The following is a 14,277-nucleotide window of genomic DNA, read 5'->3' on the forward strand; positions in this document are numbered from 1 at the left end:
TTGAACCATTACCAACAGCTAGTGCGTTGGTAGTTCAATCCCTTCGAACAACGCCTCCACATCCGCACGACTCGACTGGTGCGTCGCCTCGTCCACCATTTCCCGGGTCAGGTGCGGCGCAAAGCGCTCGATGAAATCGTACATGTACCCGCGCAGGAAGGTGCCCTTGCGGAAGCCAATCTTGGTGATGCTGGGTGCAAACAGGTCCCGGGCGTCCAGGGCCACCAGGTCGCTGTCCGTTTTTTCATCGAAGGCCATGCTGGCGATGATGCCAACGCCCAGATTGAGCCGGACGTAGGTCTTGATCACATCCGCATCCGCCGCGGTGAACACGACCTTCGGGGTCAACCCCCGGGTCTGGAAGGCTTCGTCCAGACGCGAACGCCCGGTGAAGCCGAACACGTAGGTCACGATCGGATATTCCGCGACCGCTTCCAGCGTCAACGGTCGGCACTGGGTCAGCGGATGGTCCCGAGGCACGATAATGCTCCGGTTCCAGCGGTAGCACGGCATCATGATCAGATCGTTGAACAGTTCCAGGGCTTCCGTGGCAATGGCAAAATCCACGGCCCCGTTGGCGGCCATTTCCGAGATCTGCATGGGCGTGCCCTGATGCATGTGCAGGGACACTTCGGGATAGGACTCAATAAAGCCGCGGATCACCGGCGGCAAGGCATAGCGGGCCTGGGTGTGCGTGGTCGCAATGCTCAGATCCCCCTTTCGCTGGTTGCTGAACTCCTGGGCGATCTTCTTGATGCCCTCCACCCGTCGCAGGATTTCCCCGGCTTCACGGATGATGGTTTCACCGCCCGGGGTAATGCGCGTCAGGTGTTTACCGCTGCGGGCGAAAACCTCTACGCCCAGCTCATCCTCCAGCAAACGAATCTGTTTGGAGATGCCGGGTTGTGAGGTAAACAGGCTCTGAGCTGTCGCGGACACGTTCAAATCATGATGCGCCACTTCCCAGATGTAGCGCAGCTGCTGTAATTTCATCGACCGTCTCGCTCCATCGTCGTTATTATTCGCATAAAAATATAAGTAATAATTCTTTTTAAGAATAGATCCAAAGGTCTACAGTTGGAAACCTCTGGCTGCAATGGATTTACCGGCGGCGACTTTTCCCCTTTATTATCGCGGTTTATTCAGGCCATCAGCGCTGCCGGTTCTGCTGGTATTTCGACGGCTCACGGATTTCAGTGTAGATCAAAATTTATGGATATCGTCTTTTATATTCTTGCGGGTGCGGGTGTCGGTCTAGCCGTCGGCCTCACCGGCGTCGGCGGCGGGTCTCTGATGACGCCCCTGCTGCTGATGTTCGGTTTCCCACCCCACATCGCGATCGGCACCGATCTGATCTACGCCGCCATTACCAAGGGCACCGGCGTCTTTACCCATCACCGGCAAAAGACCATCGAGTGGTCAATCGTGCGCCGGTTGCTGCTGGGTTGCGTGCCGGCTTCCCTGCTGTCGATCGTGATCCTGTCGCACTTCTTCACGAATCCGGACGACTACCGCAACCTGCTGGTGTCCATGCTGGGGACGATGTTGATCCTGACCTCGGTGGTGCTGATTTTCCGCCCCTGGATCCTGCGCCATCGCGACATCGAAGCCGAGGACAGCTTCCTGGTGCGTCACCGCAACGGGCTGACGACCCTGGCGGGGATTTTCCTGGGCGTCGCCGTGACCCTGTCATCCGTTGGCGCCGGCGCCTTCGGCACCGCCATCCTGATGATGCTCTATCCCCGCCTGACCGGTGTCCGCATCGTCGGTACGGACCTCGCCTATGCGGTGCCGCTGACGTTTATTGCCGGCATGGGCCATTGGCAACTGGGCAACATCGACTGGCAGCTGCTGGGCGCGCTGCTGATCGGCTCCATCCCGGCCATCCAGATTGGCACCCGCATCGCCCGCAAGTTGCCGAACCGGGTTCTGCAGTCCACGCTGGCTGCGATCCTGATGGCCATCGGCCTGAAATACACCTTCTTCTGACTCCGCGCCGGAACTTGCCACCCTCCCTGGTGTCTCACCGGTCATTGAGCGCAGCGATCCGGCCCGGCAACCTCTTGACTTCCCTACGTTAGAGCCGACAATCGGTAACTCAGCCCGCCCATTGGCCGGCTCGCCGAGGACCAATGGCCGGAATGAGGTGCAGATCCCCTCATCGACGGCTTCAAGGACGCCCATGCTTCACCAGATAATCGGACTCGCACTTACCCGATGTTGCTGACCACCAAATTCCTGAGACCCGCCGCCGACGCCCGAGCCGTTCGCCGCGAGCGCCTGCTGCAGATCCTCCAAAGGCGCCCGGGAAAACGTCTGAATCTGGTCATTGGCCCTGCCGGTTTCGGGAAAACGACGCTGGTCAATCAATGGTGCGCGGATCAGACATTACCCGTCGCCTGGTTGTCGCTGGATGAAAACGACGACGATCCGCGACGCTTCTGGCAATACGTCACCGGAGCCCTGATCCATGCCGGCTTTGCGGGCCTGGAATCCTGTCAAAAGGCCTTCAATACCTACGCCAGCCATGAACTGGAAGGGGCCATTACCGGACTGATCAACGCATTGGTGGACAGCGCCGGCGACGGACTCAACCTGGTCATCGACGACTACCATCAGATCCAGAACGCGGACATCCACCGCCAGCTGGCCTATCTGATCGGCTATTTGCCGCCCGGAATGACCATCGTATTGGTCTCCCGCACCGAACCCGATCTGCCGATTGCCAAATGGCGCGTCCGCCAGTGGGTGGACGACATTCATCCGCAGCTGCTGGCCTTTTCCGAGGACGAGTGCCGTCGCTTCTTTAATGAATGCATGGCGCTGGAACTGTCCCAGTCAGAGGCCCGCCGGATCTGGAAGAAAACCGAAGGCTGGGTCGCGGCCATGCAGTTGAGCGCCCTGTCACACCGCGACGGCGTGGGCCACGAGGGGGCAGCGGCCCCGAACCCCGTGCCCGAGACGACGCGTCAGATCAACGATTACATCCTCAGCGAAATCCTCGACCAGCAACCGGAGGACGTGGCGGCGTTCCTGCTGGATACCGCCTGCTGCCTCCGGCTGACGTCGTCCCTGTGCGACACGGTTCGTGACTCGTCGGATAGCCAGGCCATGCTGGAGTCACTGAGCCAGCGCAACCTCTTCCTGATTCCACTGGACACCCGCGACGAATGGTTCCGCTACCACGACCTGTTCCGGGAAGCCCTGTTCCAGCGTCTGCAACAGACCCAGCCCGAGCGCATCCAGACTTTACAGTCCCGGGCGGTCACCTGGTTCCTGGAGCACGACCACATCCAGGAAGCCATCGCCCAACTGGTCCAGCTGCGGGATTGGGACTGGCTCGCCAGCGTGCTGGAGCAACACGGCAACAACCTGATCCATGGGGGCTTTCACCTGCCCGTGCTGGACTGGCTCGACAAGTTGCCGGACGGCACCGTGGAGAACAGCCCGCGGCTGTCGATGCTCCAGATCTGGGGTCATTTCTTTGCCAATCGCCTGGACGTCATCGAACCACGGCTGGAGCGTCTGGAGGACCTGCTGGATCGCCGCGTCGCTGATTCGCACCCGGATGCCGAAGGCGCGCTGGCGCTGCAGAGCGAGATTGCGCTGATCCGCTCCTACCTTGCCCGGACCCGCAGCGACCTCAAGAGCGCCGCCGACCTGACGCAGCAGGTGCTGCGGGACATCGACCACACCCAGATCCCCCTGAAGTCGGTCACCTACTACGGCCTGGGACTGGATTATTTCGGTCGGGGCGATTTGCCGGCCGCCGAAGAGGCGCTGCAATCGGCCGTTTCCCACGGTCAGATCGAGCGCAAGCCGTCCACCGTGCTTTCCAGCGGCGGCCTGCTGGCCTGGATCCAGTTCAATCGCGGCCAGATCGAACAGGCGCTGGAGAGCTGCGTCAGTATCCGCAAGTGGATCGACCGGCACTACACCGATCCCAAGCAGCCCAAGCTGATCTCCTGCTGGCAGAACTGTACGCTGATCGAAATCTATCGCGAACGGGGCGAGCTGGAACTGGCGGACACTCATCTGGCGCCGCTGATGAGCCACCTGGAAAACGGCACCGAACCGGGTCAGCACGTGATCATCCAGTACGCCCGTGCACGGCTTGCCTTTACCCGCGGTGACTACGAGCTGGCCATCAACGCGCTTGATGACGCCCAGTCCGTCCTGGAACGCCGCCGGGAGCACATTGTCTTCGAGCCACCCAACCTGGCGGCGCTCAAGGCCCGCGTCCAACTGGCCCAGGGTCAGACGGACGCGGCCAAGGCCTGGCTGGAAACCCGCCACCCCGACCGATTTCGCAACCCCCTGAACGCCGAACAGGACAGCATTACCGCCGCTCGTGTCCTGATTGCGCTGGGCCGGTCCGACGAGGCGACGCCCATACTGACGCCCTTGCGGCTGTCGACGGAAACCGGGCAACACCACAAGCACCTGATCGAAGTGCTGACGGTCTACGCGGATGCCCTGTCGACCGAAGGCAAGGCGCAGGAAGCCCTGTCGGTGCTGTCAGAGGCTTTGAAGCGAGCCGCCCGGGAGCAGCTCTACCGGACGTTCGTCGAGGAAAGCCCGCAGGTCCACACGCTGCTGCGGCAAGTGAGTCGACAGCAGGTGGACGGCACGTTCCTGGATCATCTGCTCGGCTTGTTGCCTGCCAGCACGCCGGCGGCGGGCACCCATGCTGCCGCATCGTCGGGATCAGCAGGGCTGATCGAACCTTTAAGTGCACGGGAAACGGAGGTGCTGGCCTTGATCAATGAAGGGCTGGCCAACAAGGACATTGCCTTGCGCATGAATGTGGCCGGCACCACCGTCAAGGCACACATCCGCAACCTCTATGGCAAACTCCAGGTGAAAAGCCGCACGGAGGCGCTGGCACGGGCCCGACAGCTGGATTTGCTGGACTGAGAAGGCGATTGGTTTGTGACTTGCGTCACACTTTATCTGAATTTTTTCGCCCCACTACGCCCTTTGGACGATCCGATTACGCCCCTACTCCCCCTATTATGATCTCGACGGTGAGGGAAACCTCACCTCGGAATCTGAAACTTCAGGCCTTTGGATTCCATGTTCCGTGTTGCTTAAAACTCCAGGGTCATCAAGTCAGAGCCCTGTTTCTCGAAAGGCGTTATTCCGATTGGATTAACGCCTTTTTTTTGTGAATGGAAACCAAGGCCGGCCCACGCGTTCGCACAGGCCGGTTTCTTGGGATGAGGGCGTTGTGATCAGGGCGAGATGACCCGCCGGAATGGTGGCAGGGCATCCAGCAGGAGCTGGCCATAGCGGCGGGTGACGATGCGGCGATCCAGAATGGTGATGCGGCCCGTGTCCTGCTCCGTTCGCAACAGGCGGCCGGCGGCCTGCACCAGGCGAATGGAGGCATCCGGCACGGTGATTTCCATGAACGGGTTGCCGCCACGGGCAGTGACCCATTCCGCCAGGCTGGCGTCGATGGGATCGTCCGGCACGGCAAACGGCAGTCGCGTGATCACTACGTGCTGCAGGTAGTCGCCCGGCAGGTCAATCCCTTCGGCAAAGCTGGCCACACCAAACAGCACGCTGCGCTGACCGGCGTCGATGCGTTCACGGTGATGCCGCAACACCTCGCCTTTCGCCATGTCATCCTGAGTGGTAATGAGTTCCGGCCATTCCGGAGACAGCTTGTCCCGCACCGCGTTCATCTGGCGGCGGGAGGTAAACAGCACCAGCGTGGCCAGGCCGTCCTCCCAAAGTTGCGGCAGACGCTCCACCAGGGCCCCGGTGAAGGCATCGGCATCCGTGGGCAGCGCTGACATCGCCGGCACTTCCACCGAGGCCATATCCCCATAGCGGAAGGCACTGGGCACCACCAGGTAGTTGCTGGCTTCCGGCAGTCCGGCCCGGCTGCGCAGGCGATCGAACTTACCCAGTGCCGTCAGCGTGGCGCTGGTCAGGATGACCCCGTAAGCACGCGACCACAGCCGACCGTACAACAGGCTATCGGCCAGGACCGGGCTGCTGAAGAACGTGATGTCTTCGCTGTGATCGAACCGCTGCCGTACCGCCCAGCGTGCCGGGGGCGGCCCCCGGTCCTCGCGGGCCGCCTGCCACGCCATCCAGAGACGGTGCTGGTCCTCTGCCCGGCTGTGCAGGCTGCCAACGACCGGGAACCAGGCCTCGCCGGTCTGGCGGTCGACGTCATGCTCCCGCTTGTCGTCAAACGCTTTCTGCATTTCGTCAGCCAGAACGCCCAGCTGCCGGGTCAGGGTCGCGCTGGCCGTGCCGGCCTCGACCGCCGCCCTGGCCATATCTTCGGGAAGTTCCCCGTCCGGATAGCGCCACTGGGCGGTGTTGCGTTCATCTTCGAACGTCCACTCGATGGTCTTGTCCGCCAGTTCAAACACCTGTCCCAGCAAGGTATCGTAGTCGCGGGAGGCTTCGCTGATCCGGTCGAGCGTTTTTGAGGCGTGGGATACCGGCGCGAGATGCGGTTTCATCTTGACGATGACCTGGGACAGCTGCTTCAACCAGCTGCGGGTCCCGTTCAGGGATACTGACGCCGCAAAGTGATTGAGCGCCTTGTCCGGCAGGTGGTGGGCCTCATCAAAGATGAAGATGGCCTCTTCCGGCTTCGGCAGGATGGCCCCGCCGCCGAGCGCCAGATCCGCCAGCACCAGATCGTGGTTGGCGACGATCACATCCACCTCGTCAACGCCTTTACGGGCCTCGAAGAAGGCACAGGTGTCGAAGTAGCTGCAATGGCGGTTGGTGCACTGCCGATGGTCGGTGGTGACCTGACGCCAGATGTCGTCCGGAATCTGCTGGGGCCAGTGATCCCGATCGCCATCCCAGTTGCGGGAGGCGTATTGGCCGAGCATTTCCTCGAAAAATTCCCGGGTGCCCGGCTCGTCTTCCTGCTCCTTGTCCAGCAGGAACAGCGGCATGGTATCGCTGTCCTGAACGCCCTCGTCGTGCAGGCGCCCTTCCAGACGCGACAGGCACAGGTAACGGCCCCGGCCTTTGGCCAGCGTCCAGTCGAAATCAATCTTGGTGTGTTTACGCAGATCCGGCAGGTCCTTCTGGACGATCTGGTCCTGCAGGGCGACCGTAGCCGTGGAAATCACCAGCTTCTTGCCCAACGCCTGGGCCATGGGAATGGCGGCGAGCAGGTAGGCCAGCGTCTTACCGGTACCGGTGCCCGCTTCCACCACGCAGGCCGACGCCGGCGAGGTGCGCTCACCGTCACCTTCGGTGATGCCACCGAGGTAACGGGCGATCTCCGCAATCATCAGCCGCTGGCCATAGCGGGCCTTGACGGACTTGCCGCTGAGAAGATCCCGGTAACCCTGCTGGATACGCTGTTTGACGTCGTCGTTCAGAGGCATCAGCGGGGACTGGTCCAATCGCGGACGACACCGACCCGGAAGGTCTCGCCGTAGGCACTGAGAATCACGCCGTCGGAGGTGATCGCTTCCACCCGGATGCCGGAGAAACTGTCACCCGGCCGCAGGTAGTTGCCGTTGATCATGACCCGTCGGGCCGCCGGATCCGACGCGTAGATGTGACTGCTGAAATGCAGGTCCGGAATCTTGCGCTGGAACGCAATCGGTTTCTCAACCAGATGCTCCACCGGCGGCCCGTCGGCAAAATCAAAACTGGAAGCCGGCAGGGCCGGCGTCGACGCATCCGGGTGGGACGGTACGATGAGCGTCGGCTCGTCCGAAGCGGTGGAGGCACCAACCGCTTCCGGGTACTCCTCCTCGGCGTAGGTCGCCGCCGGCTCTTCCCGGGAGATGGACGGTGTGATCACCGTGGGTGCCTCATCCTGCGTGTCAGCCGCCGCCTGCTGTTGAGACTGCACGGCGGGTTTTGACTCGACAGGCGGCGCCACGGTCTCGGAGGCGGCTTCTTTCGCGCTGGTCTTGGGCGCTTCCTCTGCCGCGGGCTCTGCGGAGGCCTGCTTATCGACGGAACTGGCGAGGAAGCCGCTACCCGGCCAGAAAATGGCCGCCAGGATCAGGCCATTGAAAACCAGGGCGATGGCCACCCAACCACCGACGGGCATCGACCGGCGACGCGGCTTATGCACCATCTGCACGGATTGGGCGAGATCCGGCACCCGACCCTGCTGCCGGTCGCTCTCGGACTTGCGGAGCGCATCGAGAATGTACGACATGCGATCAGTGAACCTCCGCCGTCTGACGGCGCGCGGGTGAAAGTCTTGGGATTGAGGGATAGAGATCGGAATTCATCTGGATCAGCGTCTTGGCTCCGGCAATCCCGTCCGGAATCAGGCCGTTGAGCGACTGATACCAGACGATCTGATCTTTCAGGCTGGCCGCCATCAACTCATCCTGCTTGGTGATGTTGCTCTCCAAGGTGCTGATCAGCTGCATCAGTTTGGCGCTCAACCAGGCTTCCTCTCCGACGGCCTCGTCGTTCGGGACCAGGCTGGAACGGTACGGCGGCAGACGCCAAACCAGGGAATAATCCCCCAGCCAGTAACGATCCACCAGGTCCGTGGACAGTTTGAGCGTTCGTTCGCCCAGCATCAGCTTGGCTTCGCCGCCCTCCAGCGCAATCAGCGTGGCGTAGCGCGGGTCGCCTTTATCATCGAACAACTTCAGGATCACTGGCCGGTTGAGCTGTTGGATGCTGCGCCAGTTTCCTTGACGGTGCAGGCAGCTCAGCCCCACAGTCTCGGCAAAATCACAGGCGTAGTGATACTGGCCCGCATCGTAATCGAACCCCCAACGCGAGAACAGCTGTGCATAGGCCTCGACCTGACTGCGGCCTGCGTCGTCAATCAGGGACAGCCAGTTCGGCGGTACATTGCCGTCGCCGTTCGCCCCGTTCGGATTTCCTGTGAACGGCTGATCCGCCACGGCGCGGACAACCTCGCCGTCGGACGATGCGGCGGTTTCGGTGGCTTCAGCCGGCTCGTCGGTCGTCTCGGCAACGGCCTTGTCGGTGTCGGTTTCGGGCTCTATCGAGGCCTCCGTTTCAGTCGCCGGCGCCTCGTCTTCGGTCGTCGCCTCAGCCGCCGTCGTCTCCGCCACAGGTTCTGACGTGCCCGGGCTCAACGGGTCAATCGCGCTCCAGCCCAGGAAAAGCACCACCATCAGGCAGGCGGCGGCCGCGGCGACGTAGCGTAATTTCAGTTTGTTGATCGGCAGTCGCGGATGGGGCCGCCCTAATACTTCCCGGGCGGCCTGGGCAATGTGGTCACGGTTAACTTCGTGCGTCCCTTCCGAATAGGCCCCCAACAATGCCCGGTCGCAGATCAGGTTAATGACACGCGGAATGCCGCCGCTGAGACGATAGAGCTGGGCCATGCGGGCCGTATTGAAGAATTCACTGCGCTGACCCGCCACGCTCAGGCGATAACGCAGATAGGCCGGGAGTTCGCTGCGGTCGATGGCATCCAGGTGGTAGCGGGCCGTGACCCGCTGGGCGAGTTGCCGGAGCTCGCGGGTCTCCAGCATTTCCTGAAGTTCGGGCTGGCCCAGCAGCACGATCTGCAACAGCTTTTTCTCGGCGGTTTCCAGATTGGTGAGCAAACGAAGCTGTTCCAGCACGTCCGCCGAGAGGTTCTGGGCCTCATCGATAATCAGTACCTGGTGCCGGCCACGGGCGTGGGCATCCAGCAGGTGCTGGTTCACCAGATCGATCAGGCGCTTGATGGTGCTACCGGCGGGATGGCGGATGCCCAGCTCGTCACAGATGCTGGACAGCAGCTCGCGGGCAGACAGCCGCGGATTGAGCACCAGGGCAATGTCCACGTTTTCGGGCACATTCTCGATAAAGCAGCGGCAGACGGTGGTTTTGCCGGTGCCGACTTCGCCGGTAATGACAATAAACCCGCCCTGCCCCTGAACGCCATACATCAGGTGCGCCAATGCTTCTTTGTGCCGTTCGCTCAAATAGAGATAACGGGGATCCGGCGCTATCGAGAAGGGAGGTTCCCGAAAGCCGAAAAACTCGTAGTACATGGATGTCCAGTCTGTCACGGGATATTGCCAGGAACCCCGTATGATACCGTCCCGCTCTTATCACTGTCACCACGTGTCGCGTTCTTCGGCGTCTTTCTGTGACCCAGGCAATTCGAACTCAACGCCCGACTTCATGCCAGACAGATAATGCCGTTCAACTCAGGTCTCCTGGGAAGAAACCAGTCGTAGATCCCCTCGTCGACTCTGCATCTGATCGCGCACTCTCTGGATACAACGCTCCAGCGTTTTCGAGATCTTGGCGTGTGAGCGGATCATGGAGATCTTGGGCCAGGTTGCCCGCTCTCCTTCCAGCATCATCTGGCGAATAAAGGCCGGCGATGGGTTGGACAGCATCTGCGAATAGTGGCGCCAGGAATAATGCGGTGCGATCGTGATATCCCCGGAATAACGCTGGGCCATGATGGTATACAGATGACCGGCCACCTGGCGGAACAGCTCCGGCTGCACCCGCTTGCGCAGGTAATCGAACAGGCCGGTACCGTGGAACTGCACTTCGGATTTGAGGACATGCATGGGCAGGTTCAGCAAGCCCAGCTTTTCATCCCGGCCACGCCGGTTCAGGAAAGGCACCACATGCGGGTTACTCTGACTGACAATCGTGAAATTGACGTCGTACAGGTGCATCAACCGCTCGATGGGCAGATCGCTAACGACCGAACCGTCGACGAACTTGAGGCGGGGCATATAAGGCAACACCGCACCCTGCAGGTCCTTTTTCATCAGGGTCACCGGTGGGAAGATGCCCGGCACCGCCGCCGAGGCCAGCGCGGCGCTCCAGACCAGCAGATAAGGCGAGGTGTAACCGCACAACAGACGGGATTTCTGGTTGGCCTGCACCGGCGATACGCTGATGTTGATCGAACGACCGGTCCGATCAAAGGCTTCCTCAAACGTATATTCGCCCATATTGGCGCGCAAATTGGCCAGCAACTGCTTCTGGTCCATAAAGCCCTGGCCATTGAGGCCGCGCAGCAGACCGTTCCATTTCCAGGCCTTGAGATGATGGGTTTCCGGATTGAACAGGTCGGGGATTTCAGCGTCGGTGTGCGTGCCCAGGATACCGGCCACGATCGCGCCCACGCTGGAGCCGGCAATCGTCTGGGGCAGCAGCCCCCGTTCCCAGAGCGCCTTGATCACGCCCAGGTGAAACGTCCCCAGGGAAGCGCCACCGCTTAACAGCAGCGCGGGCCGACCGTAGCTGGTGAGGGTGTCCTGGAAAAAGCGGAGTTTGGCCTCGGGAATGAAGCCCGGGATCGGCTGGTCGCAGAGAAAGTCGAGGGATTCGCAGACCTGATTGATGTAGGTCTCGATCAGGTGCTTGGTGCCCACCCGTGAACGCCTGTAGAGCGCCGGGTTCCCCATATTGCCGAGGTCGTGGTGCAAACCTTCCCGCAGCGCCCGGCGCAGTCGCTCGTAATCCTGGTTCTGGTGGTATTCCCGCAGGTGGGTCAGGCGGTCGTAGATGAGCTCATAGTGATAGAGATCCGACGGATTCTCCTCTTTCCATTCGACGTTGCCCTCGAGGTAGTCCAGCTCCAGGGCTGCAGCCTTCCACATCTCGTAGTTCGGCGCCTGGGCCAGCCGCTTGCGATACTTTTCGATCTTGCCGGCTGCAATCATCATGGTCCCCTGGCGGAGCCAACGCCTTGCAATCGGCTATCGGCTTCACCTAGAAATTGTCGAGCATCACATCGTTATCGTCGTTGGCAAACGGGTCACTTTCAACTTTGCCATCGTTGATCAGGAATTGCCGACGCTGGAGGTAGGCGTTCCTGACAAAAGTGTAGCTGTCGCCCGAGATAAAGCTTTCTGCCGGAATCAGATCGGCCCGCTTGTCCACAATCTGCAGCCCGCGCATGTAATAATTTTCCGGGCTCTCGATGTAATCCCAGGTGCTGGGCATCACCGTCAGGTCGCCCACCAGACCACCGAAGTCACGGCCGGTCGAAGGCCCCAGGAACGGCAGGACCAGATAGGGCCCGCTACCCACACCCCAGTAGCCGAGGGTTTGGCCCAGATCTTCGGGCCGCTCTGGCAGATCAAACGCCGTGCCCACGTCAATCAGACCGCCGAGGCCAAAGGTGGTGTTGTAGGTGAATCGTCCCAGCGCGACCACCGCGGATTCCCCTTTCAACTGCAGCACGCTGTTGGCGAAGTTGTTCAGCTCGCCAAGATTCGTGAAGAAGTTGGTCACGCCCTTGTCGACAAAATCCGGCGTAATGAACCGGTACCCCTCGGCCACCGGGCGCAGGAACCAGTCGTCGATGAACTGGTTGAACGCATAGACATTCCGGTTCCAGCCCTCCCAGGGATCGCGCTCATGCTGGGGATCCTTACTTTGCTGAGCCAGCGCGTGATTGGCGGCAAGAAAGGTCAGTACAACCAGTGCAACACGCCCATAGCGGGCTCCGGCGAAAGCGGTCAGAAATTTCATTTAGCAGCCTGATATTTTGACTTCAAACAAGTTATATCGAAAATAGCCCGTCGCGCCGGATACGGTCATCCGCATATACCGCAATAGAAGCTGCCTCGAATAGCGTCTCTTGACGTTGGCGGGCAACCGGAACAACAGCTCCGATGAGGGAAACAAGCCATGTCAGAATTCGGAAATCACGTCCACTCCCTGGACATCCCCATGCGTTGGGGAGATATGGATGCCTACGGGCACGCCAACAATACGGTTTATTTCCGCTTTTTTGAAGAAGCCCGTATCACGTGGCTGGGTTCTGAGAACCTGCGCAACCTTCCAGACGGTACGGGGCCGGTCATCATCAAGACCAGCGCCACCTTCCTGAAGGAACTGAACTATCCGGCCACCGTGACCGTCAGTACCTATGCCGGCAAAGCGGGCAACAGCAGCCTGGAGACGTTCTACACGCTTCACGACAGTGCCACCGGCGACAAGTACGCCGAGGGCTACGCCAAGATCGTGTGGTTCGACCACCAAACGCGGAAGTCAACACGGCTGCCCGACAGATTACGCGCACTGGCGGCAGAATAAATGCCTGATCCTGCCGAATTAGCGGGCAATCCTCGCCCGGATTGGGTTCATCCAAGAAAAAACCCGCCTGTTCAACAAGCGGGTTTCATAACCTTTCTGACCGATCAGCGTTTCCGGATCACAACGCTGCCAATCGAATAACCCGCCCCGAAGGAGCAGATCACACCCAGGTCGCCGCTGACCAGGTCATCGCGATGCAGATGGAAAGCGATGATCGAGCCCGCAGAGCTGGTGTTGGCGTATTCATCCAGGATCACCGGCGCTTCCTCAATGGTCGCATCCCGGCCCAGCACGCGCCGTGCAATCAACTGGTTCATGTTGAGGTTGGCCTGATGCAGCCACATCCGGCGCAGGTCTTCCGGAGCCAGCTCCAGGCTGGCCAGATGGCCCTGGATGGTCTCGGCCACCAACGGCGAGACTTCCTTGAACACCTTGCGACCCTGCTGGATAAAGAGTTTGTCCGGCTGGCCAATCCCCTCTTCGGCGCCCCGGTTGAGGAAGCCAAAGTTATTCCGGATGTTGTTGGAGAACTGCGTCTTCAGGCGCGTACCCAGAATGTCGAAGCCCTGCCCGTCGGCCACGCGATCTTCGCGCTCGACCAGAATCGCCGTGCAGGCATCCCCGAAGATAAAGTGGCTGTCACGGTCGCGGAAATTCAGGTGGCCGGAACAGATCTCGGGACTGATCACCAGCACCGCGTTGGCGGTACCGTTCTCGACGGCGTTAGCCGCCGCCTGCAAGCCGAAGGTGGCGGAACTACAGGCCACGTTCACATCGTAAGCAAACCCGTCGATGCCCAGCGCTGCCTGAACCTCGATGGAAATCGCCGGGTACGGGCGCTGCATATTCGAGCAGGCGACAATCACCGCGTCCACGTCGTCCGCACTGCGACCAGCCTGCTCCAGCGCCTGCTTGGCCGCCACCACGGACATGTCACATTGAACACAGGGCTCGTCATTGGCGCGCTCGGGAATCCGCGGGCACATGCGCTCGGGATCCAGGATACCATCCTTGTCGATGACATGGCGCCGCTTGATGCCTGAGGCCTTCTCAATAAACTCCGGTGCCGATGGCAGCAGGGCCTCGCATTCACCGCGTTCGATCTCTTCCGCATGATCCCGGTTAAAGCGTTCGACATAGGCGTTGAACGCGTCGACCAGTTCTTCGTTATCGATATACGCTGGTGGGGTATACAGCCCGGTTCCGCTGATGACGGCTTTGATCACGTGACACTCCAGAATTCAGATGTAATTGCACCAAATAGTAACACACAGA

The 14,277-nt window shown here is 60.8% G+C and carries 10 protein-coding genes; 3 read left to right on the forward strand and 7 right to left on the reverse strand.

Features of this window, described 5'->3' with window-relative positions; translation table 11 throughout:
• Nucleotides 1-18: 18 nt before the first annotated feature.
• Nucleotides 19-993 carry an HTH-type transcriptional regulator CysB gene (gene cysB, locus J3364_RS02820; protein WP_349556524.1) on the reverse strand — a complete coding sequence of 325 codons (975 nt, stop codon included), beginning with the start codon at nt 991-993 and terminating at the stop codon, nt 19-21.
• A 219-nt stretch (nt 994-1,212) separates the two neighbouring features.
• Here cysB and J3364_RS02825 point away from each other — a divergent pair, with 219 nt between their 5' ends.
• Both J3364_RS02825 and J3364_RS02830 read left to right on the forward strand, forming a co-directional pair.
• Nucleotides 1,213-1,989, forward strand: a complete 777-nt coding sequence (locus tag J3364_RS02825) for a sulfite exporter TauE/SafE family protein (protein WP_349556526.1) — start codon at nt 1,213-1,215, stop codon at nt 1,987-1,989.
• 228 nt (nt 1,990-2,217) lie between these two features.
• Nucleotides 2,218-4,917, forward strand: coding sequence for a winged helix-turn-helix domain-containing protein (locus J3364_RS02830; protein ID WP_349556528.1), 2,700 nt, complete (start codon nt 2,218-2,220; stop codon nt 4,915-4,917).
• Between the two features lie 317 nt (nt 4,918-5,234).
• Here the strand turns inward: J3364_RS02830 and dinG are convergent, their stop codons facing one another.
• From dinG to J3364_RS02855, 5 genes are all read right to left on the reverse strand, one after another.
• On the reverse strand, nt 5,235-7,373 hold the full coding sequence (gene dinG / locus J3364_RS02835; RefSeq protein ID WP_123635479.1) for an ATP-dependent DNA helicase DinG: 2,139 nt from the start codon (nt 7,371-7,373) through the stop codon (nt 5,235-5,237).
• Nucleotides 7,373-8,164: a general secretion pathway protein GspB gene (locus J3364_RS02840; protein WP_349556530.1), complete on the reverse strand. Its 792-nt coding sequence runs from the start codon at nt 8,162-8,164 to the stop codon at nt 7,373-7,375. Before J3364_RS02840 ends, dinG begins: the two co-directional genes overlap by 1 nt.
• A 4-nt stretch (nt 8,165-8,168) precedes the next feature.
• Nucleotides 8,169-9,980, reverse strand: a complete 1,812-nt coding sequence (locus tag J3364_RS02845) for an ExeA family protein (protein ID WP_349556793.1) — start codon at nt 9,978-9,980, stop codon at nt 8,169-8,171.
• 159 nt (nt 9,981-10,139) lie between these two features.
• The gene (locus J3364_RS02850; protein WP_349556532.1) at nt 10,140-11,624 is read right to left on the reverse strand and encodes a DUF3336 domain-containing protein; all 1,485 of its coding nucleotides are present in this window, start codon (nt 11,622-11,624) and stop codon (nt 10,140-10,142) included.
• A 46-nt stretch (nt 11,625-11,670) separates the two neighbouring features.
• On the reverse strand, nt 11,671-12,435 hold the full coding sequence (locus J3364_RS02855; RefSeq protein WP_349556534.1) for an MlaA family lipoprotein: 765 nt from the start codon (nt 12,433-12,435) through the stop codon (nt 11,671-11,673).
• A 159-nt stretch (nt 12,436-12,594) separates the two neighbouring features.
• Here J3364_RS02855 and J3364_RS02860 point away from each other — a divergent pair, with 159 nt between their 5' ends.
• A complete protein-coding gene (locus tag J3364_RS02860; protein ID WP_349556535.1) occupies nt 12,595-13,002 on the forward strand; it encodes an acyl-CoA thioesterase in 408 nt (135 codons plus the stop codon).
• 104 nt (nt 13,003-13,106) lie between these two features.
• Here J3364_RS02860 and J3364_RS02865 read toward each other — a convergent pair whose 3' ends face one another.
• The gene (locus J3364_RS02865) at nt 13,107-14,228 is read right to left on the reverse strand and encodes a beta-ketoacyl-ACP synthase III (protein WP_349556537.1); all 1,122 of its coding nucleotides are present in this window, start codon (nt 14,226-14,228) and stop codon (nt 13,107-13,109) included.
• Nucleotides 14,229-14,277 lie beyond the last annotated feature (49 nt).

Origin of the sequence: Marinobacter sp. NFXS9 (assembly GCF_040148665.1) — a bacterium.
Taxonomy (GTDB): Bacteria; Pseudomonadota; Gammaproteobacteria; order Pseudomonadales; family Oleiphilaceae; genus Marinobacter_A; species Marinobacter_A mangrovi.